General features: G+C 33.3%; 19 protein-coding genes. 17 read left to right on the plus strand and 2 right to left on the minus strand.

Annotation, left to right across the window (positions count from 1 at the left end):
* The 4 genes from ABYI63_RS13205 to ABYI63_RS13220 form a co-directional block, all read left to right on the plus strand.
* Positions 1-624: PDZ domain-containing protein (locus tag ABYI63_RS13205; RefSeq protein WP_372756857.1), on the plus strand; the 624-nt coding region annotated here is incomplete at its 5' end.
* A 36-nt stretch (positions 625-660) separates the two neighbouring features.
* Complete coding sequence (locus ABYI63_RS13210; protein WP_372756860.1) at positions 661-1,950, plus strand: DUF6786 family protein; 1,290 nt, start codon at positions 661-663, stop codon at positions 1,948-1,950.
* An 18-nt stretch (positions 1,951-1,968) separates the two neighbouring features.
* Positions 1,969-3,561, plus strand: coding sequence for an alpha-L-fucosidase (locus ABYI63_RS13215; RefSeq protein WP_372756862.1), 1,593 nt, complete (start codon positions 1,969-1,971; stop codon positions 3,559-3,561).
* Positions 3,548-5,041 (plus strand): sulfatase, encoded by a 1,494-nt coding sequence (locus ABYI63_RS13220; protein WP_372756864.1) that lies wholly within the window; start codon positions 3,548-3,550, stop codon positions 5,039-5,041. The genes ABYI63_RS13215 and ABYI63_RS13220 overlap by 14 nt, the downstream gene beginning before the upstream one ends.
* Positions 5,042-5,149: 108 nt before the next feature.
* Here the strand turns inward: ABYI63_RS13220 and ABYI63_RS13225 are convergent, their stop codons facing one another.
* Positions 5,150-6,151, minus strand: a complete 1,002-nt coding sequence (locus tag ABYI63_RS13225) for an alpha/beta fold hydrolase (RefSeq protein ID WP_372756865.1) — start codon at positions 6,149-6,151, stop codon at positions 5,150-5,152.
* 150 nt (positions 6,152-6,301) lie between these two features.
* Entirely contained in the window at positions 6,302-7,240 is a 939-nt protein-coding gene (locus ABYI63_RS13230) for a family 43 glycosylhydrolase (protein WP_372756866.1), read from the minus strand.
* A gap of 578 nt (positions 7,241-7,818) precedes the next feature.
* On the opposite strand from ABYI63_RS13230, the gene ABYI63_RS13235 reads away from it, so the two are divergent.
* The 13 genes from ABYI63_RS13235 to ABYI63_RS13295 all read left to right on the plus strand — a co-directional run bounded on the left by ABYI63_RS13235 (position 7,819) and on the right by ABYI63_RS13295 (position 24,605).
* Entirely contained in the window at positions 7,819-8,391 is a 573-nt protein-coding gene (locus ABYI63_RS13235) for a DUF4255 domain-containing protein (protein WP_372756868.1), read from the plus strand.
* Position 8,392: 1 nt separating this feature from the next.
* A complete protein-coding gene (locus tag ABYI63_RS13240; protein ID WP_372756869.1) occupies positions 8,393-9,424 on the plus strand; it encodes a hypothetical protein in 1,032 nt (343 codons plus the stop codon).
* 24 nt (positions 9,425-9,448) lie between these two features.
* Entirely contained in the window at positions 9,449-11,407 is a 1,959-nt protein-coding gene (locus ABYI63_RS13245; RefSeq protein WP_372756871.1) for a phage tail sheath family protein, read from the plus strand.
* Between the two features lie 113 nt (positions 11,408-11,520).
* On the plus strand, positions 11,521-11,961 hold the full coding sequence (locus ABYI63_RS13250; protein ID WP_372756873.1) for a phage tail protein: 441 nt from the start codon (positions 11,521-11,523) through the stop codon (positions 11,959-11,961).
* Between the two features lies 1 nt (position 11,962).
* Positions 11,963-12,406 (plus strand): phage tail protein, encoded by a 444-nt coding sequence (locus tag ABYI63_RS13255; RefSeq protein ID WP_372756874.1) that lies wholly within the window; start codon positions 11,963-11,965, stop codon positions 12,404-12,406.
* On the plus strand, positions 12,406-12,564 hold the full coding sequence (locus ABYI63_RS13260) for a DUF5908 family protein (RefSeq protein WP_372756875.1): 159 nt from the start codon (positions 12,406-12,408) through the stop codon (positions 12,562-12,564). Before ABYI63_RS13255 ends, ABYI63_RS13260 begins: the two co-directional genes overlap by 1 nt.
* Before the next feature lie 3 nt (positions 12,565-12,567).
* Positions 12,568-13,254, plus strand: coding sequence for a LysM peptidoglycan-binding domain-containing protein (locus ABYI63_RS13265; protein WP_372756877.1), 687 nt, complete (start codon positions 12,568-12,570; stop codon positions 13,252-13,254).
* Positions 13,255-15,000: a type VI secretion system tip protein VgrG gene (gene vgrG, locus ABYI63_RS13270; RefSeq protein WP_372756879.1), complete on the plus strand. Its 1,746-nt coding sequence runs from the start codon at positions 13,255-13,257 to the stop codon at positions 14,998-15,000. It abuts the gene before it with no gap.
* Positions 15,001-15,003: 3 nt separating this feature from the next.
* Complete coding sequence (locus tag ABYI63_RS13275) at positions 15,004-15,294, plus strand: PAAR domain-containing protein (RefSeq protein ID WP_372756881.1); 291 nt, start codon at positions 15,004-15,006, stop codon at positions 15,292-15,294.
* 2 nt (positions 15,295-15,296) lie between these two features.
* A complete protein-coding gene (locus tag ABYI63_RS13280) occupies positions 15,297-15,707 on the plus strand; it encodes a GPW/gp25 family protein (RefSeq protein WP_372756883.1) in 411 nt (136 codons plus the stop codon).
* 5 nt (positions 15,708-15,712) lie between these two features.
* The gene (locus tag ABYI63_RS13285) at positions 15,713-19,015 is read left to right on the plus strand and encodes a baseplate J/gp47 family protein (RefSeq protein ID WP_372756885.1); all 3,303 of its coding nucleotides are present in this window, start codon (positions 15,713-15,715) and stop codon (positions 19,013-19,015) included.
* Complete coding sequence (locus tag ABYI63_RS13290) at positions 19,006-21,936, plus strand: hypothetical protein (protein ID WP_372756887.1); 2,931 nt, start codon at positions 19,006-19,008, stop codon at positions 21,934-21,936. The genes ABYI63_RS13285 and ABYI63_RS13290 overlap by 10 nt, the downstream gene beginning before the upstream one ends.
* 11 nt (positions 21,937-21,947) lie before the next feature.
* A complete protein-coding gene (locus ABYI63_RS13295; protein WP_372756889.1) occupies positions 21,948-24,605 on the plus strand; it encodes a hypothetical protein in 2,658 nt (885 codons plus the stop codon).
* Positions 24,606-24,783: the final 178 nt, after the last annotated feature.

Below are 24,783 nucleotides of genomic sequence, written 5' to 3' on the forward strand. Positions count from 1 at the left end.
AGTAATATATTCATGTCTGCACACAAACCTGCACGCATGAAAGAACCTTATGTAAATGAAACCAGTGTAGATCGTAATTTTTACGCAGCTGATAAAGCACAAGTAATGAAAGTTTCCAATACCTTAGGTTGGGATCAAAATTCAACTTTTGGTGACCCCATGTTTGTCAATCCTGAAAAAGGTGATTTTAGAGTAAAAGAAAATTCACCAGCTTTAAAAATGGGCTTCAAAAATTTCCCAATGAATCAATTTGGTGTGAAAAAGCCATCTTTAAAAGCCATTGCCCGTACACCTGAAATGCCAATTTTAAAGGCTAATAAGGTTGAAAGTGAAGTCACCCAAAAGGTAAAATGGCAAGGAGCTACTTTTAGCAATTTATCAGGTGAAGAATTTTCAGCATTTGGCGTGAGCAAAGAAGAAGGGGGCGTTGTGCTTTCAGAAATTTTAAAGAATAGTCCTTTGGCAAAAGCAGGTCTTTTAGAAGGCGATTTGATTCAAGCTGTAAACGGAATAAAAACCTCTAATGTTCAAGAATTTGGGAAAGTAACAAATGCGCTTAAAGGAACAGTAAATTTAAAGGTAGTTCGTAATCAGCAAGTAATGCAAATCAAACTAATTAACTAGAACAGAAAATATAATTGTAAACAAATAAGGTCATCTATGAAAGACAAACAAACATCCACTATTCAAAAACTAGGAATCTTAATACTGTCATTAGTATTGATGATTTCTTGTGGAAAAAAAAATAAATCCGAAATGAATATAGAAAATCAAACAATAAATAAAGAAGTACAAATGGAAACAAATAGTTATGGAGATGACGTTAGTTTTATGAAAGATTATATTCAAGTAATTGAATTATCAGATGAAGCCGGCCAATCCAAAGTTGCAGTTTCAGCTGCATTGCAAGGTAGAGTGATGACCAGTAGTGCTAATGGTGAAGATGGCAGAAGCTATGGTTGGATTAATAAAGCATTATTTGAATCAAAAGAAATTCAAGAACACATCAATGTATACGGTGGAGAGGAACGTTTTTGGCTAGGGCCAGAAGGCGGACAATACTCTATCTTTTTTAAAAAAGGAGCTGAGTTTACCTTAGAGGATTGGTACACACCAAAATTAATAGATTTAGAACCTTTTGATGTGAAAAATGTATCGTCAACCTCGGCTACGTTTACTAAAAAAGCATCTTTAAAAAATTACTCAGGTTTTCAGTTTGATATGGAAATTGAACGTGAAGTTGCTATCCTTTCTAAAGATGACATTCAAAAAGCATTGGGCTTGCATACGCTTCCAGAAAACTTAAAAACAGTAGCATATCAAACCACCAATATACTAACCAATATTGGAAAAACAGATTGGAAAAAAGATAGTGGATTGTTGTCTATTTGGTTGTTGGGTATGTTCAATCACTCCCCAAATACCACTATTGTTATTCCTTATGTTCAAGGAGATGAAGCCGAATTAGGAAAGGTAGTAAATGATAACTATTTTGGAAAAGTGCCTTCGGATAGATTGGTAGTAAAAGAGAATGCTATATTCTTTAAAGGCGATGGCGAATACAGAAGTAAAATAGGCTTAACACCAATGCGGGCAAAAGATATTGCAGGGTCTTACGATTCAGCAAACGGAATTTTAACCATTGTAAAATACAACAAACCTAAGAATGTTACGGATTACGTAAACTCTATGTGGGAAATTCAAGAGGAACCATTTAGTGGCGACGTCATTAATGCCTACAATGATGGTGCACCAGAGCCAGGGGCTAAACCTTTAGGGCCTTTTTATGAGTTAGAAACATCTTCTCCTGCTCTGGCATTAAAGTCAGGTGAAAGAGCCACACATATACAATCAACTTTTCACATTGAAGGAGATGAAGTTACTTTAAACCCAATTGTTAAAGCACTTTTTGGGGTGAGTATTAGCGATATAAAAACAGCTTTTAAATAAATTTAATTATAAACGAATATGAACTTAAAAAATTCAATTATAATTGCATCAACCGCTTTAACGCTGCTGTCTTGTAATTCTCAATCAAAGAAAAATGAAACAGCACAATTACCGTATGATGGTAGTTGGGAATCTCTACAAAAAATGCCTGTTCCAGACTGGTTTAACGACGGAAAAGTAGGCATCTTTATCCATTGGGGTCCTTACAGTGTTATAGGTCATCGTAAAGGTGGAAGCGGATATGCAGAACACGTTCCAAAAATGATATATAAAGATTCAACTTATTACTATCCTTATTTAAGAGAACGTTGGGGAGCAGCACCACCAGAATTTGGTTATAAAGACATTATTCCGGAGTTTAAAGCAGAAAATTGGAATCCGGAAGAGTGGGCCGAATTGTTTGCCAAAATAGGAGCCAAGTACGTAGTGTTAACTGCCGAACATCATGATGGTTGGGCTAATTGGGATTCAGACTTAACCCCTTGGAATGCTATGGATAAAGGTCCTAAAAGAGATTTGGTAGGAGATTTAGGAAAAGCGGTTAGAAAACAAGGTTTAAAATATGCACCATCATATCACAGAGAACGTCATACTAGTTTTTTTACCAAGGAGCAATATGTAGTAAATGCAAAAGCTCAAGATGATATTTTAGAAGAAATCAAAAGAAATCCAGAAGCAGCATCGTTGTATGGGCCTTTTGGGTTTAGCAAAGAAGCTGTTGATGAATATGTAGCAAGATGGAAAGAAATTCAAGATAAATACAAACCTGATTTTTTATGGATTGATGACATTCCTATTTTTACAAGAGATGGAAACAATACACTAGTAGAACCCAAAGTATTTAAACCAGAAATTCAGTATTACTATGACCAGTGTAGATTGATGATTACCGATTTTATGAATAATGGAGCCAAGAATAATCAAGAGGTTTACTTAAACAATAAAGGGAAAAATAGAAATTGGCCAGACGGCATAGGTTGTTTAGAAAAAGACAATTTAAAACTAAAAGTAATTGGTCCTAAATGGCAAAGTTGTACCACATTTGGTACTTCTTTTGGATATTTAGAAAATGACAAGTACAAATCTGCTAATGCAGTTATTGACGAAATGGTTGAGGTTATATCTAGAAACGGAAACTTTTTAGTAAATATAGGACCTAAAGCCGATGGAACCATTCCAGAGCCTCAATTAGAGTTGTTAAACGAAATGGGGAATTGGTTGAATATAAATGGAGATGCTATTTATGGAACCCGTTATTGGAAAGAAAATCACCAAGAAAATGGAAATTTAGCGTTTACAACTAAAGGAACAACATTATATGCTATTGCATTGGATGAGCCATCTTCTTCAATTTTGATAGAAGCAACCAAAGGCTGGACAAATAATGATGTTAAATCTGTAAAATTGTTAGGAGCAGATACTGAGGTTTCTTGGAACATTACAGCAAATGGGTTAGAAATTATTCCTCCAGCAAATTTAGGAAAAACGGACTATGCCTGGTCTTTTAGAATTGAAACAAATACCAATCAACATACACCAAGTGCCATTCAAAGAGATGCTAATAAAGCTTTAGAAGGGACTAAAAAAGTAGATTTAGATGGGCAACATTAAAAAAATTATACAACTTATTATTTGTTTTTGGTTAGTAGTTTCTTTTGCTCAGGAAAAACGACCAAACATCATTTTTATTATGGCAGACGATTTGGGTTGGCAAGATGTAGGTTTTATGGGTAGTAACTGGTTTGAAACACCTAATTTAGATGCTTTTGCCAAAGAAAGTTTGGTGTTTACAGATGCTTATATGTACCCAACCTGTTCGCCATCAAGAACCGCTTTAATGACAGGAAAACAGTCGTTCAGAACGGGCGTTTACAACGTGCCTGTATTGGAGAAAGGAGATAATCAGCACAATATCTTTTCACGTTGGACAGTGGGTTTGGAACATATCATGTACGCCCAACCTTTAAAAGAAGCAGGTTACAAATCTATTCACTTGGGTAAATGGCATGTGGTAGGACCAAATCCAGAAGAAGAAGCAAATTATCCGTTTGAAAAACCATTAAAACAACCTGATAACGGAAATTTAGACTGGCTACAAGAGCATCAATTGACTGAAATTCAGCAGTATTATCCAACAGGTAAAGGCTTTGATGAGAATGTTGGTGGTACCTGGTGGGGCGATCCTGCCAGAGGTTATGTTAAAGGGTATCAATCTGAAAGTGGTGGATACCGAGCACCCTTTAAAAATCCTTTTATTGAAGATAAAAAAGATGACGAATGGTTAACGGATAGATTAACTAATGATGCGATTGATTTTATAAAACGCAATAAAAACGAACCGTTTTTTGTAAACCTGCATTATTACGCACCGCATAGACCAACGATTCCGAGAAGCAAAGATCAATACCAAAAATTTTTAAACAAAGCTCCAGATGCCGTTACAGGACAAGGTGAAAAACGATTGGAAGAAATAGCCGGTTATGCGACTATGATTGCTTCGATTGACGAAAACGTAAAACGCATTTTCAATTATTTAGATGAACAAGGTTTAAGAGAAAACACGATTGTAATTTTCACTTCGGATAACGGATTCAACGGTTTACAAAGCAATACTAACACACTACGAGGTGAAAAAGGAACCATTTACGAAGGGGGTATTCGCGTGCCTGCTTTTATCAATTGGAAAGGAAATGTTGTTGAAGGAATTTCTAAAGTCCCTATTTGTGGGATGGATTATTTTCCAACCTTTTTAGACTTGGCACAAGTGAAAAATTACAAAGGAGTTTTGGATGGAACTTCTATTGTTCCCTTATTGAAAAATAAACCTTTTAAAGAACGTGCCTTGTTTTGGCATTTGGCGAGTACTTACAAAAATCCACCTTGTTCTGTAATTAGAAAAGGCGATTGGAAACTCATTCAGTTTTTGAATGATGGCAAAGTGGAGTTATACAATTTGAAAGAAGATTTAAAGGAAACAGAAAATCTTGCAGATAAAAACAAAAACAAAACTGGTGAACTATTAAGCCAACTTACAGCTTGGCGAAAGCAAAACAACGTGCCGCTTCCACCAGCTTCCATATTGGATTTTTAAATATGACTTGAAGTATAAATGTAAAAAAAGTGATTATTTGGATTTACAGACAAAGTATACCAATTACCACAGATGTAATTAAGCATAGCAAATTAAGTACTTAAAAAGTTATTTTTTTAAAAATCTTATAAGAGGTTTAATGAAACTTTCAAATTTTTCAATATGTGGCAAGTGTCCAACATTTTCTATTTCTACTAATTCTGAATTAGGTATTTCCTTCTGTGTTTTCTTTCCCAATTCGTTATATAAACCCATGGTTTTTTGCCCTTCTTCTGTCACTAAGGGTTTACCCAAAGCGGTTCGATCTCTAGTTCCAATAATTAGTAATGTTGGTGCTGTAATATTCTTAAACTCATATACTACTGGTTGCGTAAAAATCATATCATAGGTCAAAGCATTGTTCCAAGCTATTATTTTATAATTTGAATTAAGTGTCCAACCGGCAAGTAAATTTACCCATTGGTCGTATTCAGGTTTCCATTTGTTATCATAATAGTTTACTAATTGATACTTTTTTATACCATCGTAACTTTTTTTAAGTTCATTTTGGTACCACCATTCAACGGGTTGGTACGGTACAATTAATTTCCAATCTTCAAGGCCAATTGGGTTTTCCAAAATGAATTTTTCTGTCATTTTAGGATACATTAATGCAAAGCGCGTGGCTAACATGCCGCCCATAGAATGTCCTAAGATAGCTGTTTTTTCAACTTTTAAAGTGTCTAATAATGTTTTTGTATTTTGCGCTAATTGTTGAAACGTGTAATGAAAATGCTGTGGTTTAGAAGATTTTCCAAAACCTATTTGGTCTGGAACAATAACACGAAAACCTTCATTAGTTAAGGCTTCAATAGTAGTTTTCCAATAGGCACCATTAAAATTTTTACCGTGAAATAAAACGATGTTTTTGCCATTATAATTTTCGGGCTTAACATCCATATAAGCCATTTTTAAATCTTGTTCTTGTATTTTCAATTCTAAAACAGAAACAGCATAAGGATATGGATAGTTAGATAATTCAATATCTAGCCATTGTAAATTATCAGTTTGTGCCGTTATAAATTGAAAAGAAAATAATAGGGTGAGTATCGGTAATAAGCTTTTTTTCATTTTTTTCATTTTTGCTAATGGTAAATTGTATAAGTATTTTCAGATTGAAACAAAGATTGAATATACTACAAATTTAATGTTTAGAATTTACCCAGCCGTTACTTATGCAAAATGTTCTGTTCAGTATTAATTTTTTTGTTGATTTATATTCTACTTAGTTGGTATTACTTTTTGAATGGTGCCATCCTCATTGTAATTTAATTTATCAAAACATATGGATCGGCGGAAAGGGTGTGGGCTTCCGTCGTGACCCCAACCAAATTTCTCTTCTACATCAGGATGGTTGCTGTAGTACAAATCCGAGTTATGATAAAACATATACCATTGCCCCTTGTATTCAACTATGGAATGATGATTTGTACCGCTATTCATTTTTTCTAAAATGACGCCTTTATACTCAAATGGTCCTAAAGGATTGTTAGACATGCAATATTTTATTTCACCACTATTTCCAACATAAGATAAATAATAGTTTCCGTTATACTTATGCATCCACGAAGCTTCAAAAAAATCATCGGTACCTTCTAGTAAATGAACAACACCATCATATGAAATCATATCTTTATTAAGCTTAATGGCATTTACAACTAACTGTCCCATATATAAATAAGCTTGCCCATCATCATCAATAAATACACCGGGATCAATAAAATCTCTGTTACACACAACGCCTTCGGTATCCATTGAAATAAGTGGTTTACCTAAAGGATCAACAAATGGACCAGTTGGTTTATTGCTTACGGCAACACCTATATGAAATTGATCAGTTGGAAAATAAAAATAATACTTCCCATTTGCTTCTATACAGTCTGGTGCCCATGCGTATTTTTCGGCCCACTTCACATCTTTAATATCTAAAGCAACACCATGATCGGTCCAGTTTACCATATCGGTAGTTGAAAACACATGCCAATCTACCATATCGAACCAATCGGCATTATCTGGGTCGTGTGATGGATAGACGTAAAGAGTGTCGTTAAACACACGAGCAGAGGGATCTGCAGTATACATATGTCTAATAAATGGATTTTGACCAAAGGAAATACTTCCAACGAATGCTATTAAAAAAATGGGACTAACATGTTTCATATATTCTTATTTAGTTATTGTTTTTAGTGGTCCTTTATAGCCATTGCGAATTTGTGAGTTTAGATTTTCTGGAAAGAAACCCACAGGATCTAGTAAACGAGCAAATAAATTTTATTTAGCTAAAATTAGCAATTTTTTTTATACTGGCTTGGGCAACATCTTTATTTCAATTTAGAAATCTCTGTGTAATAGTTTTGTGGTTTTTTTTATTTGATTAACATCAATTATATATCGATTTTTAAGTAAGTAATTAATGAGTTTATTATTAAGTGTTTACGTAAATAAATTACTGTTTTTGTGGCTTTTTTTTTGTATGTTATATACGTTGCGAATCAATTATCAAGCGACTTTTAAAAGTTTTCCTGCTTATTTGTGGTCTTTGTTAATATTGTTTAAAAATGTTGAATTTCTCTGTGGTTATGAAAATCATTATTCAAGTGATTAATGATTTTTTAAACGGCCAATATTTGTAAATCCCTAAAAATGGGGATTGATTAAACTTCTCACAATTAGTAACTTGTTGCTTCTAAATAAACTTATCCCTAAGCACTAAAGAATTTAATTTAAACACAAAAATTATGATTTTTGAGGTGCTAAAGATTATTAAAGAAGAATTGGATTCCTATTTTCAGGATGAAAAAATTGTGTCTTTAGATAACATTGCTGCTATTGATATTGATAAAGATGGTGGTAATGGTAATATCATTGTATTGACTTTGATAAATATTCAAGAGGAGTTTGCTTTAAAGAACATATCTAATAATTACGTAAATAATACAGAGGTAAATTATAGGAATCCGAAAGTCAATTTAAACCTCTACGCGCTTTTTAGTAGTATTAATTCCAGTTACGAGGAAGCTTTAAAAAACCTTACTAAAATTATTGAGTTTTTCCAAGGAAAAATGGTTTTTACTCAAGATAATACAAACTTTATTCGTGAAGGCGATTTGATGCAGGTAAATGATTTTGAGTTTATTACTAGACTTTATACCCCCACATTCGAGGAACTCAATTTTATTTGGGGAACCCTTGGAGGTAAGCAATTTCCATCTGTAATTTATAAGATTACGTTGTTAAATATTGAACGTGATTTAACTCTTAAACAAGGTGAATTAATTACCGAGATCAATCATAATTTTAAAAACAAGTAGTATGTTTTATAAACCGCTTTTTAAGGTAAATATCCATCATGGCTATTTTTTGGATAGTAACGACAAGAAGTTTCTTCCTGTTGATGAAACCGATGATGTGCTGAGTGAAATTGAAAAAAAAGATGCCTTAGGCAAATATGCTATAAATGAGTTTTTAACTATAAGTCCTTACGGAGCTACTTTAAGTTTGCTTAAATACCAAAGATTGCTACTACGATATAATTCAGAGGGTTTTTGTCTTCTTATTTCAGCATTAAAAGAAGAAAACAAGTATGAGCCTTTTATTTTTTTAAATGAAACAACCACCTTCACTTTCGAGGTTCGAGCCACGGATGCTTACTTTAATAATTATACTAACCTTAAAGATCTTAATGAAAATAGGTTATATCTTTTTACAAATCAAGTACCAGAAGGACAATCTGTGAATTTTAAGAATGTATTTGTTGATGATGGCGGACCTATTGATGACCGTTATTTGTTAAATTCCAAAGCTTCACAAGATTTAATTCGTCAGTTGAATGAAGAAGAAGAGGCATTTCATACTTCAAAAAATCAATTTTCATTAAGTTATATTATTAACCTTATAGAGGAAAATAAAAATTTAACTGCGCAAGAAAAAAGAGATGAAATTGCAGCCTTACTAAACGCAAGTATCCAGAAAAAAAGAAAGAATAATGTTATTGGGTATTTACGAATATGTGCCAAGGGAGATAATGATAGCCATATTTTAGACTTTGACGATGCTAATAATAGGAAACAATACCTTTTAGAAACACCTCCTAGTATAACTTTAAGTTTTGTAAACAGAAAAACCTTCTGGAGGTATATTAGTAAATCTGATAACGCAAAATTAACAACTAACAGGAAATTATGGTCTATGAAAAATGGTTTCATAGAAATTAAAAGCGACCATTTTGATATTAATGGTTTAGAACCTCCCACTACAAACCCTGCTAATTATGTATTTCCAAATCCAAGAGTGACTTCTGTAAAAAAAGAGGGTGAAGATTATTATTCTGAAATATTTATTTAAAAACAAAATTTAACATTTAAAATTATGGCAAATTACAAAACACCAGGAGTCTACATCGAGGAGATTGTTAAATTTCCACCTTCAGTAGCTCAAGTTGAAACGGCAATTCCTGCTTTTATTGGTTATACGGAAAAGGCTAAAAAGAAAGAGGCCGGAGATCTTATTATGAATCCAGTACGAATTTCTTCAATGCTGGAATACGAAACTTTTTTTGGGTATGCAGAACCGGAAACGACCATTGGCGTAAATATTATTAATGCAGGTTTAAATAACCAAGAGGTAGTAGTATCTCAACCTACCAGTCCTTCACATTTTAAAATGTATTACAATATGCAAATGTATTTTGCAAATGGAGGCGGTCCATGTTACATAATAGCCGTTGGAACTTATACAACCTCAAAAACAAATAATTCTATTGCGCCAGTTATTTTGCAAGAAGTAGGAAACAATGGATTTAAAGGTCTTATGGATGGTTTAAATCGCTTAGAAATGTTGGATGAACCCACTTTAATTGTATTTCCTGATGCTACTTCCTTGATAAGCGACAGCGATTTCTATGGTTTGTACGAAGGAGCATTAAAGCAATGTAATAAATTACAAGACCGGTTTACAATTATTGACACTTATAGAGATCAGGAATACGACGATGGAAGTGGTGATGTAAATCCTGTAGAAGCTTTAAGAAGTAAAATTTCATTGGAAAAGGATTTCTTAAAATATGGTGCTTCTTATTATCCGTTTTTAGAAACCATACTAGATTATGCGTATAATGAAGCCAATGTAAGCGTAACTGGTATAGAAGAAAGCTTATCCAATATTGCTGATGGGGTAATTGATGGAATCGATTTATCAGAACTTTCTAGTCTATTACTAGCACTTGTAACCACTAAGGATAATATTGATTTAGCAACTCCATCAACTGCCATATCCTTTAAACCAACCGTGATCAGAAACACCCAAGATATTTTTAATTTTTTAAATAATATTAAAGATAATATCAACGGTTTAATTGATAAAGCAAATGCTGTAGAAGGAAGCGCTTTAGATCCGACTAGTAATAATATGACAGTTTGGATGGATACAAATTTAGAAGCAACACTATCTAGTTTAAGTGGACTTATTTTTAAATTAAACGAAGACGATAGTCAAACTAAATTAATGAATACTTTACAAAATAACTCAACAAACATCTTTGCATTACTTGGGTTAACGGATGAAGTTGATATGACTAATAATGGTATTTATACGAGTTTAGAAGGCCAAATAACAGCAAATGAATTATTCCTTTTTCATGAAGCTATTGTGGATTTGGGCGTGGTTAATGTACCAACATTAGCACAATTAAAAGATGCCAACAATGCACTTTATAATTTAATAAAAGCAGAGATTGGCTTATTACCAATAAAGCTGGCTCCAAGTGCAACAATGGCAGGCGTTTATGCAAGGGTAGACAGTACCCGCGGAGTGTGGAAAGCACCAGCAAACGTGGGTTTAAGTTATGTTGTTAAACCATCTGTACAAATATCTCATGAAGCGCAAATGGCCTTAAATGTAGATGTAACTGCAGGCAAATCTGTAAATGCAATTCGGGCGTTTGTTGGTAAAGGTAATTTAGTCTGGGGAGCTAGAACACTTGCAGGTAATGATAATGAATGGCGTTATATTTCCGTTAGACGGTTTTTCAATATGGCAGAGGAATCTATTAAAAAAGCAACCGAACAGTTTGTTTTTGAACCTAATGATAAAAACACCTGGGTACGTGTTAAGGCAATGATAGATAATTTCTTAACACAACAATGGAAGGCAGGTGCATTGGCAGGCTCTACACCCGATAAAGCATTTTATGTAAAAGTGGGTTTAGGTGAAACTATGACAGCTCTAGACGTGCTTGAGGGCAATTTGATTATTGAAATAGGTATGGCAGCAGTACGCCCCGCAGAATTTATTATTCTAAAATTCTCGCACAAAATGCAAGAAGCTTAATAAAACCAAAAATAGATTTCAACAAAGCAATTTTCAATTTTAATAGTTGAATAAGTCTTTCCGTAAAGCGGAATTCATATACCACAATAAATAATTTAAAAACATAAAATATCATGGCAACATATCCATTACCAAAATTTCATTTTAAAGTAACCCATGGCGACGTAGAGTTTAATTGTACGGAAGTGTCGGGATTAGATTTTGAGCGTGAAGTAATCGAATATAGAGCAGGTGCAGATAACGTGTATTATAAATCGAAACAACCTGGCTTGGAGAAATACAGTAATATAACTATTAAGCGAGGCTCTTTTGCTAATAAAAGCAAGGAGTTCTATAATCAATGGGTTAAAACCGTGTTTTTTCAAGAAGGGGAAGATCAATTCAGAGGCGATTTAACAATAAGTATGTTAGATGAAAAACACGAGCCTGTAATTACCTGGAAAGCTCAAAATGCTTACATCACTAAAATTCAGTCTACCGATTTAAAGGCAGATGGTAACGAAATAGCTATTGAAACGGCTGAATTTGTACACGAAAAACTTTCATTAGCATAATATGGCGTCTTATTATCCACCCGTAGGTTTTCATTTTAAGGTTGATTTTACAGATATTTCTAATAATAAAAATGACCACCAATTTCAATCGGTTTCTGGTTTATCAGTAGATCTTGAAACTGAAGAAATTGCTGAAGGTGGAGAAAACAGGTTCAAACATAAAATACCAGTACGAACTAAATATCCCAATTTAGTTTTAAAACGGGGAATGCTTATGGGTTCTGGAGTTATTTCTTGGTGCAGAAAAGCCTTGGAAGATTTTGAAATTGAACCAATAGATGTTACGGTAAGTTTGTTGGACGAAAAACATGAACCATTACAAACATGGAGCATTTCAAAAGCATATCCTGTAAAATGGAATGTGGCTGATTTTAATGCAGAGGAAAATAAAATCGTAATCGAAACCCTCGAATTAGCTTATAATTATTTCAAAATCTTAGACTAATGCCAATAGAAATAAAGGAACTATTCATAAAAATTAATGTAGACGAAAGCACGAATCGCACGGGAACTGTAAAAACATTGGAACGTGATAAATCTGAAATCATCGCCATATGTGTAGAAGAAGTGATGGAGCGTATTAAGGAACAAAAAGAGCGATAAGCCATGAGTGAAGGTAAGTTACAAAAGCTGATAATAAAGGCATATAAAGATGAAAAATTTAACGATCCTGTTGAAGATGGTGAATTTATTACATTGTTAAATCCAGAAAAGTATGTCATCGTTTATAAACCTGAATATCAGGAGGAACAAGGGCAGGGTACTAGTGCTGCACAACCAAAATTCACGAGAATATCTCCACAGGAATTGAATGTGGAATTACTTTTTGATAGTACAGGAGTTATAGATGGCAAGCCAAACCAAAAGGATGGAATTATAGATCAGATTGATAGGTTTAAAAAAATTGTATTTGATTATAGCGGTGAGGAGCATAAACCATATTATTTACAAATAGGATGGGGAGCGCTCCTTTTTAAAGGCTCATTGATAGACCTTTCTATAGAATTTAAATTATTTGCTCCCGATGGCACGCCCCTTAGAGCCTTGGCAAAATTAAAGGTTAAGGGAGCTGTAGATGAAGATTTAAGGGCCGCTAGAGAAAATAATAAATCGCCAGACTTAACACATAGGCGTATTGTGAAAGCAGGCGATACTTTGCCTTTAATGACTTTTAGAATTTATGGAGATTCAAAGTATTATTTGGAAGTGGCAAAATCAAACAATTTATACAATTTTAGAAAACTAATACCAGGACAAGAATTATTCTTTCCTCCTTTAATAAAAAAAGCATAAATGAATAATAGTGGCATTATCCAAACATCAAAAAATCCAGATCTTGTGACCTTCAAGATCTTAACGGATGGTGAAGAACTTTCAAAGGTTTACCAGGTAATAACTATTACGGTAACTAAAGAAGTTAATAGAATACCAACCGCTACCATTATTTTGTTGGATGGTGAAGCCTCTGTTAGGGATTTTAAATTGAGTAATGAAGATCTATTAATACCAGGAAAAAAAATTGAGATTACGGCTGGATACCATTCCGATGAGGAAACTATTTTTAAAGGGATTATAATTAAACACAATATAAAAATACGGTCCAGCACAGCTCACCTCATTGTTGAATGCAAAGATGAAGCTGTAAAGATGACTATGGGCAGAAAGAGCCATTATTTTTATGAAAGTAAGGATAGCGATGTTTTCGAGGAAATTCTAGCTAAATATTCATTAGAAAGTGATTTAGAGGCAACGAGCTTTGAGCATCCGGAGTTGGTTCAATACAATACATCCGATTGGGATTTTATGGTGGTTCGGGCACAGGCTAATGGTAAATTGTGTTTTGTTGATGACGGTAAGTTAACCATAGCTGCACCAAATATTAGGCAGTCCGAAATAGAAACTGTTACGTTTGGAGCATCCATGTTGGATTTTGATGCAGAAATAGATGCTAGACATCAGGTGAAAAAAGTATCTTCATTTGGTTGGAACCATGCCAATCAGGAACTATTGGAAATTGATGCTAATAATCCAGCAGTAGAACTCAATGGTAATTTAAGTGCCTCCGATTTAGAAGATGTTATAGGTTTAGAATCCATAGAGCTTAGGCACGGTGGGGCCATAACAGATTCCGAATTGCAAAATTGGGCCGATTCGAAATGGCTATTTCAGCAAATGGCTAAAATTAGAGGTCGCGTTAAGTTTCAAGGCATTCCAACTGTAAAACCAAATACCATGCTAAAACTTGAAGGTGTTGGCGATCGATTTAGTGGTAATGCGTACGTGTCTGGCGTAAGTCATACCATTTCGGAAGGTAACTGGACAGTTAATGCGCAGTTTGGACTAAACCCAGAATGGTTTTCAGAAACTTTTGATATCAACCCCAAACCAGCCGCCGGATTAGTATCTGCTATTCCAGGATTACAAATTGGCGTGGTTTCGCAATTGGAGGAAGACCCAGAGGGTGAAGAACGTATTTTAATACAAATTCCAATAATAAATAATAAAGAACAGGGCATTTGGTGTCGTATAGCATCTTTAGATGCAGGAGAGAACAGGGGGGCGTTTTTCAGACCCGAAATTGGCGACGAGGTTATCGTTGGTTTTATTAATGAAGACCCAAATGACGCTGTGGTTTTAGGAATGCTTCATAGTAGCGCAAAACCGGCACCATTTACAGCTAGCGATGATAATCATGAAAAAGGGTTTGTTACCAGAAGTGAAATGAAGGTAGTGTTTAACGACGACAAAAAATCCATTAGCATTTCAACACCAGCAGGAAAAATGATATCGCTAGATGAAGATGCAAATAAAATAACGGTAGAAGATGATAACTCAAATGTTATTATAATTGATAGTAATGGTATAAGTATGGAAAGTGGTGGAGACATTACTATAAAAGCATCTGGTGATGTGACTATAGAAGGCACAAACGTGGAAATTAAAGCCAATGCTGAGTTTAAAGCAGAAGGATCGGCCGGAGCCGAAGTGTCTACTAGTGCCATTGCTGTTTTAAAAGGATCATTAGTACAAATTAATTAGTTTATGGGAGCACCAGCAGCACGAATAACAGATATGCATGTATGCCCAATGGTAACAGCGGGTGTACCACATGTGGGAGGCCCTATTTTACCTGCAGGGGAACCAACTGTTATTATTGGAAATTTGCCAGCAGCAAGAGTAGGAGATATGGCAACCTGTGTAGGGCCTCCAGATACTATTATTATGGGGTCGTCCACCGTAATGATTGGTGGCATGCCAGCAGCAAGAATGGGAGATTCTACCGCCCATGGAGGCACCATAGCTCTTGGAGAGTTTACAGTTTTAATAGGGTAGTTATGAAAATTATAAAATCATTTTTAGGAACAGGTTGGGCTTTCCCTCCTGAGTTTATTAGAGAGCAAAAGCAAACTAAAATGTTTTCCAATGAGGATGACATAAAAAGTAGTTTGCATGTTTTGCTAACAACGCGGTTAGGAGAGCGCATTATGCTTCCAAATTACGGTTGTAATCTGGAAGAATTAATATTTGAATCGCTTAACAGAACACTAATAACTTATATCACCGATTTAATTAAAACAGCCATTCTTTATCATGAACCCAGAATAGATGTAAATAAAATAGATATTTCTGAGTCTGATTCTTTAGAAGGGAAATTAATTGTTGCGATAGATTATACGGTTAGAGCAACCAACTCTAGAACTAATGTTGTATTTCCTTTTTACAAAAATGAAGGAACAAATATATAAGCAAAATGAGCAATTGTAACAACATAGATAAGGTTTTAAAAAGACATGGTACAAGTCAAAATGAACGGTTTATAACCCAACTGAACCCTGAAAATTTTGAGTTGAACGATTTTAATGTTGAAGACTGGATTCTTTTTGCTTATAATTTTGCGAAGCATGTTAATTATTATAAAACTTCAGATAGCAATACACCGCATGGTGACTGGCAGGATTTTTTTAATTGTTTCGATTTTGTAAATACAGATATTTTTTCCCGTGAAAGCGAAATCAAAGAATATAATCTTCAAAAAGAACAAATTTCAAAAGTGCTTTCTTCCTTTAAAGAAGCAGGAGAATTAACACCACATCTTACCCTTTTTGTGTGTTTTTTACAACTTTTGGAGCAGACTAAGAAACGATTTAATAAAATAACGAAGCGGCATCTAGATTTTTATTTTAAGAATGTTTTACAGGTAAATAAGCGAGCAGCCATTCCTGATAAAGTTCATGTGCTTTTTGAGTTGGCAAAAAAAAGCATTCAAGTTCAAATTGCCGAAAATTCTGAGTTAAATGCAAATAAAGATAGTAATGGTACGCCTTTAATATATAAAACATCAGAAGAACTGATAGCTAATCAGGCCATGGTTGCTTCTTTAAAAACAATTTATAACGATTTAAATCTTAAAGAATTAAAGTCGAGTGGCGTAGCGAACACTTTAGATGGAGCTGAAGAGCCATTACCCAAAGAAATGCCTTATTGGTTACCATTTGGGTATCCATCAACAGAAAATAAATTCAAAGAATTACCTGATGCTACCGTTGGTTTTGCCATTAGTTCTCCTATGTTTTTACTTCAAGAAGGCAAAAGAACTGTTACAATAACTTTAACCTTTGATTCTGATATAACAAATAACGCAAAAACGACATGGAAAGAATCAAATTTAGAAATAGGAGATTTTAGTAAGGTCATTTCAATTTTTGGTAGCGGAAAAAAGGAATGGATAGATGTATCAGAATTAGCAAAAGATGATGTGGCAACTTTTATAAAAACAACGATCACTTCATCCAAAACCTTAGAAATTGAATTTCAATTAGGGAAAGACATTCCGGCCATTGTAAATTATAATGACGAGGTTTTAATTGAAAAATACAATACTACTTTTCCTGTATTTCGTTTTAATATTAATATGGCGCTACCAGAAGGTTATAACTTTTTTCGAGCCTTAGGAAATGCAACATTACATACCATAAAAATAAATGTGGATGTTAAAGAAGCAAAATCGCTTCATATTGAAAATGATAATGGCATTTTAAAAGCTGAAAAACCGTTCTTTCCTTTTACATCTCAACCAATTAAAAAGTCTAATTTTTATATAAATTACGAAGAAGCTTTTAAAAAGGCTTGGAAAAATATTACCATTAATTTTTCATGGAAGAATACACCAGACGATTTTGTAAGCTGGTATGAAGCTTATTTAAAACCAAGTATTTCTAGAGGAAAAGTAAGTATTTTTAGGGCTGCCTTACAAAAAGAACTTATTGCCGAAAATAAAATTGTAAAAAGTGACGCCTATTTTACAGCAGAAACTGCCATTCTTCATTCCGAAGAATGGGATGTTGTAGAAAAAAAGAAAATTCTTTTTCTTGCTGATGAAGATAAAAATTCAAAAGTAAAATTAGGATATAAATGCCACTTAGCTTTTAATAATCCAGGTGAAAACTATCCAATAAATAAGGCTGGTCCTTTGCGTTTATCTCTAAACGAATCTTTTCTTCAAGAGTTATTTCCTCATATTTACGCATTAACTATTACGGCAGAAGGCATCAATGATATTGTAATTCCAAATCAGCCTTATGTGCCAATGGCAGAAGCAATAACTTTAAATTATTCAGCAGAGGAAACTAGAATTATAAAGCAGCAATTATTGCCTATTAATCAAGGGAATCCTCTAGAGTATTTGAACACAGAAGAAGCTTATAAAAAAGAACGTATTAAACTTTTTCATATACATCCTTTTGGACAATGCGAAGAGCATAATTATTTAAAAACGAAGCTTCAAATAAAAGGTATTAAAGATGCTTATGATACGACACAAGTTAAAACCCGTTTAGTTCCAACTTATTGTGGAGGAGGCGAGTTGTTCATTGGCTTAACAGACGCTCATGTTTTGCAAAACATAGCACTTCTAATTCAAGTGTTAGAAGGTAGTGAGAATCCACAGGCAGATTCATTCGAAGACCAAGAGGATATACAATGGGCCGTACTATGCAGAAACAAATGGAAAAGTTTAAAAGATGATATTTTAACCAATAGCACAGGTAAGTTTTTAAGCTCGGGAATTATTAAGTTCACAATTCCTAGAGAAGCAACAAGCGATAATACGCGTTTACCTGAAGGTTATATCTGGATTCGAGCAAAAATGCACAAAGATTACAATGCAGTTTGTAAAGTGATTAATATTCATACACAGGCTGTTTTGTCGACTTTTGACAATAGAAGTAATGAATTTTCACACCTTTTGAATGGGCTTCCAGCAGATACTATTAAAAAATTAATCACACGTGTACCTCAAGTTAAAGGAGTCTCACAGCCATACAGTTCCTTTGGAGGCATTCCAGAAGAAACAGATGAAAATTTTTATAGAAGAATTAGCGAACGTTTAAGACATAAAAACCGAGCGATAACTATGTGGGATTATGAGCATTTAATTCTTCAGAAGTTTCCTGAAATATATAAAATTAAGTGTTTAAATCATACAAATGTTCCTGTAGAAAACAACACTGCAATGGATTGTTATGTGGCAGCTGGAAACGTTACGCTAATTGTAATTCCTGATACAAAAAACAAAAATATGTTTGATAACTATCAACCACGAGTGAGTAAAGGATTAATTAATAGAATAAAAATGTTTATAAACCAGCACAATACCCTGCATATTAATACAAATGTAATCAACCCGAGGTACGAAGAGGTTAAAGTAGCACTTGAAGTTCAGTTTCATGAAGGTTATGATAAAACATTTTATAGCAAGCAGTTAGAGTTGGATATAACAAAATTCCTTTCTCCTTGGGCTTTTGATACAACTAAAGAAATAGTTTTTGGTATAGATCTCCATAAAAGTGTACTGATTGATTACCTAGAAAAATTGATTTATGTGGATTATATACAAAATGTAATTTTAAAAAACAGCAATGGTCAGGATTTGAAAAATGTGGTTTCACCTACTAATCCAAGATCTATTTTGGTGTCCTCAAAAATACATGAAATAAGTACTGATTTAACGCCTTGTAAAGGTGAAAAACCTCAAACAAACCAGATATGTCAGTAAATAACAAACATATAGCAATACCAAAAAACGTTTCAACTCAAGATGATTTGGATTTTCATTATCTGCGTAGTTTGGGTATACAATATGTTGAAGAATTGGGAGGTAGTTTATGGACTGATTTTAACTCTCACGACCCCGGAATAACCATCTTAGAAATGTTATGCTACGCCATTACAGATTTAGGTAACAGAATTGAAATGCCCATTAACGATTTGTTGGCATCACAAGAATTGGAGTCCAAATTGGAAAGTCAGTTTTTTAAAGCATCAGAAGTTTTTCCTATCAAACCAGTCACCGAAGATGACTATAGAAAACTATTTATTAATATTGAAGGCGTTAGAAATTGTTGGTTAACAAAAGCAGAGAAAACCGTTTATGTAAATTGTAAGCATGATAAATTATCCTACAATGCTTCCGATTTTGAACAGATTCCAAAAGCATTTATAAAAGAATATAATTTTAAAGGCCTCTATAATATTCTAGTAGATTTTGAGGGTATTGATGAATCTTTAGCACATGATGAAAGGCAAATTGAAATGGATAGAATTAGCGTTGAAATTCGTGAAGTCTATCATAACAATCGAAATCTTTGTGAAGACCTCATAAAAATTACTGCAATAGGAACACAACCAATTTCAGTATGTGCCAGTATTGAATTAGTTTCAGAAGCAGATGAGGAATTAATTTATGCTAAGGTAGAACATGCGATTAATAACTATTTTTCAAGTGCATTGCGTTTTTATTCTATAAAAGAAATGCTAGCTAAAGGCTACACACCAGATGAAATATTTGATGGTCCTTTGTTAGAAAAAGGATTTATTGACCCGAAGGAACTAAAAGCTGCCAAATTACGAAGTGAAGTTCGGAAATCTGATATCATGAAAATAATCATGAATATTGAAGGTGTAAAGTTGATAAAAGATCTTTCCATAGGTCATTGCGACTCAAAAAAACCTTTACTAAATGAGTGGTTAATTTGCATTGATGAGAACAAAAAACCCATACTTTGTAATAAAAGTACCTTTAGTTTTTTTAAAGGTGTTTTGCCTTTAAATATTAATAAAAGTCAAGTTGCTTCTTATAAAAAAGAATTGGAAGAGGAATCTGGTTTGGGCAACGAAATATTAGAGAATGAAAAAGATCTTAATTTTCCCGAAAGTACATTTCGTCACTCAGGAATCTATGCTAGTATTCAGAATGATTTTCCTGAAACTTATGGTATCGGTCAATCAGGTTTAGCTGCTAGGGTAACCGAAGAAAGGAAATCGCAAGCCAAACAACTTAAAGGCTATTTACTATTTTTTGATAAAATTTTAGCGAGTTATTTTCAGCATTTATCTAAGGTAAATCAGTTGCTTTCCGTAAAAGGTAATCTTAATAAAACCTATTTTACTCAAGTGCTTACAGATATTAAAGGTTTGGATGAAATTGTAAATAATTATCCTAAGGATGATGATGATTTAACCAAGCTTCTCTACAATGCTCAGGATAATCACATTGAGCGTAGAAACAAGATATTAGATCACCTATTGGCACGTTTTGCCGAAAAATTTGGAGAATATGCCTTCTTAATGAAAACGCTTTATGGTTCTGTTTCTAACGAGATTGTGTTATCTAATAAAAAGGCTTTTTTAAACGATTACAAAGCTCTGGGCCTTGAAAGAGGGGCGGCATTTAACTATTACAAACAATCTGAAGAACATCTGTGGAATACCAGTAATATTTCGGGAGTACAGAAAAGAATAGCGCGGTTATTAGGAATAAAAAACTATAAAAGAAGGAAATTAAGCTCTTCGTACGCTGATGTTTTTTCTATTAAGAATTCAGATTTAAATACGGTTTTTAAATGGCGTATTAATGATGATAAGGGCATCGAAATTCTAACTTCTACGGAAGCATTTAAAACCTTAACAGCTCTGCATAAAAGCATGAATTCGGCCGTTTTGTTGGTAGTTCAAACTTCAGAAAATTTGGTGGAAAATTTATTTAATGAATTGATAAAACAAGGTATAGAAGCACTTAATAATGCCATTGTTGGTAATATAAGGTTGCATGCCAATGAAGAAAGTCTTTATTCATTTGATATTATTGATGAAAATAAACCTGTTGATAGTGATGCTTATAGTATAGCGAGATGTCCAAAAATATTTAATACAATTTCGGAACTGAAAAAAGGAATATTAGAAGTAGTTTTTTTTATGAAATTCACGTTTACAGAAGAAGGTATTTTTTTAGTAGAACACATTCTGCTTCGTCCGAATCATTCAGAAGAATCACCGGCTCATTTTCTCCCAATATGCACAGATAATTGTAAAGATGTTTGTGGAATCGATCCTTATTCTTATCGGGTTAGCATTATTATGCCAGGATACACCTTTAGATTTTCTAATCCAGATTTCAGGAATTATATGGAGATGGTTATTAAACAAGAATTACCAGCACATATCCTTCCTAAAATATGTTGGGTTGGTTATCGTGAAAATGATTTAGATAACAACAAAGAACTACGTCTACAAGAAATTAACAATCAAAAGGAATCAATATTGAAACAGCTTAATAAGAAGATAAAAGAGATTCAAGGTACAGAACCCAAACCAGAAAATGAAGCTGAGCAAATTTTGGCATTGGAAGCACAAAAAACAGAAGCAGAAACTTATTTTGATGGAATAAAAACGGCTTATATAGAAAGCACAAAGGATAAGTTGAACGACTTAGCAGAATTTGAAGACAAGTATAAAGCTTTTTTATTAGCAAAAACAACGTTGGGAGATACACAACCAGAAGAACTAGAACCTCTAATAATTGCCATGGGGAATTTAAATACTATTTACCCAGTAGGCCGTCTCTTAGATTGCGACGATGAAACCGATAATCTGCAAGGAAAAATAATATTAGGACAAACGAATATTGGAACACTATAAATAATACTCCGATGAAAAAGCTAACTACCATAACAACACAGTATAGTAAATTTAGTGATAATCAAGTGCTTACAAAAGGCCAGCTAAATGAGTTTTTAGATTATTTTGAAGATCAGGATCATCTGTCTAGAACCGCATTAAGTGGTGTGGGGATTGTTTGTGGTTTTAAGGTAATACACAACACTACCACAAAAGCGATATCGATAGGTAAAGGCTTTGGAATTACAACAGATGGGGATTTAATAACCTTAATGGAGCAAATACCTGTAGAGGAGAATGAAACTCAAAATAGGGGATTGCAATTACTTAGTGAAGACTATAAGACCTATACGCATTATAGCGATTTCCAAGACAATAAAGCTAATTATAAGCCTTTTTTCTATAATGAAGCCTCCCAAATAAAGCTTTTTGAAATTTTTGCCGAATCGGAAATCGATGTAACTACTGGTAGTTATAAAAATTTGAATGAATTAGAAGGATTAGCAGATAAAGTGGTGTTGCTTTACCTTGAAAACTATCCAAAAGAAGGGGACTTGTGTACAGCACTAGATTGTGATAACCAAGGTATTGAGCAAATTGCACGATTGCGAGTATTGTTGGTTTCTAGTGAAGATGCAGTAACTATTGCTAGCTTAGATACTTTATTTACCAAACACAATATTTATGAAAAAATACTGTCACTTCCACAAATGGCTGTTCAAAGGGTAGTTCTTAATGGTAATTTTGGGGGTAATAATAATATTTCCTCTTATGATAAGTTAGCGGTTTCTTATAAATCTAAAATAACAGCAGCAAAAAATAGTTTAAAAAAAGCTTACAATGATTTTTTTGAAGGGTTTTCTAATCTTTTGGGAATAACGGATTCTAGTAAAAATGCAATTTTAAAATATATAGATGAATTGGATAATTTTACAGATTTATACGGTGTTCAATATAGATATTCTCAAGTCATAAATATTAGTGATACCTTCAATGAAATACTTAATTTACTTTTAAAATTAAAGGAAGAATGCAGTCCTGATATTAATGCGTTTCCAAAACATCTGCTTTTGGGCAGATTAGAGTCAGTTAAAGAATATCCAGAATTACGACATGATTTTTATTATTCACCCACACACAATACTAATAATGTTTCATTAACTAAAAAAGTAAATTCACTTATTAATCGTGTACAATTATTATTAAAAAATTTTAATTTAAAAAACACCAACGGTATTGTTATAACACCCTCAAAAAAGAGTGGTGAGTTAGGAGGAAAAGCGATACCAGTGTATTATGATGTGGATAAAAGTTTATTAAAACATTGGGATTTTGAAAAAACGTTTAATTATAAACAAGGCTATAACTTAAGTTACCACAAAACAAATTTATCCTTAGAAAGTTGGGTTCAAAACCCCTTGAATTATGAAGTTCCAAATTTAGATTTTTATAGAATAGAGGGGTATTTGGGAGAAAACCCTGACAAGTGTGTCGATGTCATTGATTCTATAAAAATAGAAAAAGGACTAGACTTTGACAGTTTGGTTTTTAATTTGGATCTAGATTCAGATGCGTTTGCAAGTTTTGTAAAAAAGCATCCTTCCATATCTTATAAGGCTGGTGTAGAAAAGGGAGGTACGTTTATCTTGCTTTCCAATTCAAATAAGGTAGTAGCAGATTTTTGTATTTCTTATAAAATAAAAGAACAAGAAAAAGAACAAGGATGTTGTTCTTTAATGGAATGTACCTTCCCTTGGATAAGTTCACTTAAATACTTAAACAATCTTTCTAGGAGTATAAAAGGAACACAAAGTAGAAATAAATTTATGCCTAAAGATTACGTGTTAGATGTTATAGAGTATAAAATTAATGGAGTGCCTTTAATTAGTAGAACAACACGTATAAATATTCCTTTAAATCAAATATTTCTTCGCCGAATGCATGCTATTACTGATGCACTGAATACAAGATTTTCAAATGGTGTTGTTTTCGATTTTAATGAAAGTCAGAAACGTTTTGTTATAACACGAGCTAAAGAAGATAATTATGTAATCCGTTTACGGGATGCTACTTTAGGAGGGAACCCGATTTATACTTATAGCAATAGCGGAATGTTTAGAGAGAATAAAGTGTTTAGGCCAGATGCCATGAGATGTCGCAGCCTAAAAGGTCATAATGCTGCCTTTTATGAAAAACTTCATGCATCAATTGCACCTATTAATAAAGACGACGATTATGGTACTTACAATGATAAGTGGGCAAAATGGTATGCTTTACGCGATAAACTTATTAATAATAAGGATATAAGAGAATTAGGATTAACTAGAATGATTACCTCAGCAGAACAATTGCCTAAAGAAATTCGTTCGAGTATTTCTAAAATTAAAACTGATTTCGGATTAACAAGAGAATTCAACTTTCAATTAGATGGCGATTGGGTGAATGGACTATGGGTAGATAATCTTATGCTATCTCATCATAAAAAGAATCGTAAAAACACGCATGACGATATTGTACTTTTTGTAAACCTTAGAAAGTTATTACACAATGAAACTGGAGTTACAAAATTATCTATTTATATCACAGGCACCAATTATTCAGAGGAATTTGATAGTATTATTGAAAGGTATAAAACAATAGCCGATTTTTATTTCGGAAGTCCGAGTGGTGAAAATGCAATACAGATATAAGATGAAAAATTGGTTAAAAATAGAACAAAAAAAAGGGTATCAGTCGTTTTTAATTTGCAACACGAATGATACCCAATGGGTCCTATTACTGAAACTTCTTTGCTTTTGTTTTGCTTTACAATTTACATTTTGTCTTAACATATTGCCAAGTCTATTGTCTATCGCTTTGCTTAACTAT

Source organism: Mariniflexile sp. (assembly GCF_041583155.1).
In the GTDB taxonomy this organism is placed as follows: Bacteria; Bacteroidota; Bacteroidia; order Flavobacteriales; family Flavobacteriaceae; genus Mariniflexile.

Bases quoted from the DNA above. Each gene is read 5' to 3' on its own strand.
- ABYI63_RS13250 (WP_372756873.1), top strand. From the start codon at position 11,521: ATGGCAACATATCCATTACCAAAATTTCATTTTAAAGTAACCCATGGC.
- ABYI63_RS13290 (WP_372756887.1), top strand. From the start codon at position 19,006: ATGTCAGTAAATAACAAACATATAGCAATACCAAAAAACGTTTCAACT.
- ABYI63_RS13260 (WP_372756875.1), top strand. From the start codon at position 12,406: ATGCCAATAGAAATAAAGGAACTATTCATAAAAATTAATGTAGACGAA.
- ABYI63_RS13280 (WP_372756883.1), top strand. From the start codon at position 15,297: ATGAAAATTATAAAATCATTTTTAGGAACAGGTTGGGCTTTCCCTCCT.
- ABYI63_RS13285 (WP_372756885.1), top strand. From the start codon at position 15,713: ATGAGCAATTGTAACAACATAGATAAGGTTTTAAAAAGACATGGTACA.
- ABYI63_RS13275 (WP_372756881.1), top strand. From the start codon at position 15,004: ATGGGAGCACCAGCAGCACGAATAACAGATATGCATGTATGCCCAATG.
- ABYI63_RS13255 (WP_372756874.1), top strand. From the start codon at position 11,963: ATGGCGTCTTATTATCCACCCGTAGGTTTTCATTTTAAGGTTGATTTT.
- ABYI63_RS13295 (WP_372756889.1), top strand. From the start codon at position 21,948: ATGAAAAAGCTAACTACCATAACAACACAGTATAGTAAATTTAGTGAT.
- ABYI63_RS13265 (WP_372756877.1), top strand. From the start codon at position 12,568: ATGAGTGAAGGTAAGTTACAAAAGCTGATAATAAAGGCATATAAAGAT.
- ABYI63_RS13210 (WP_372756860.1), top strand. From the start codon at position 661: ATGAAAGACAAACAAACATCCACTATTCAAAAACTAGGAATCTTAATA.
- ABYI63_RS13220 (WP_372756864.1), top strand. From the start codon at position 3,548: ATGGGCAACATTAAAAAAATTATACAACTTATTATTTGTTTTTGGTTA.
- ABYI63_RS13235 (WP_372756868.1), top strand. From the start codon at position 7,819: ATGATTTTTGAGGTGCTAAAGATTATTAAAGAAGAATTGGATTCCTAT.
- ABYI63_RS13245 (WP_372756871.1), top strand. From the start codon at position 9,449: ATGGCAAATTACAAAACACCAGGAGTCTACATCGAGGAGATTGTTAAA.
- ABYI63_RS13230 (WP_372756866.1), bottom strand. From the start codon at position 7,240: ATGAAACATGTTAGTCCCATTTTTTTAATAGCATTCGTTGGAAGTATT.
- ABYI63_RS13225 (WP_372756865.1), bottom strand. From the start codon at position 6,151: ATGAAAAAAAGCTTATTACCGATACTCACCCTATTATTTTCTTTTCAA.
- vgrG (WP_372756879.1), top strand. From the start codon at position 13,255: ATGAATAATAGTGGCATTATCCAAACATCAAAAAATCCAGATCTTGTG.
- ABYI63_RS13215 (WP_372756862.1), top strand. From the start codon at position 1,969: ATGAACTTAAAAAATTCAATTATAATTGCATCAACCGCTTTAACGCTG.
- ABYI63_RS13240 (WP_372756869.1), top strand. From the start codon at position 8,393: ATGTTTTATAAACCGCTTTTTAAGGTAAATATCCATCATGGCTATTTT.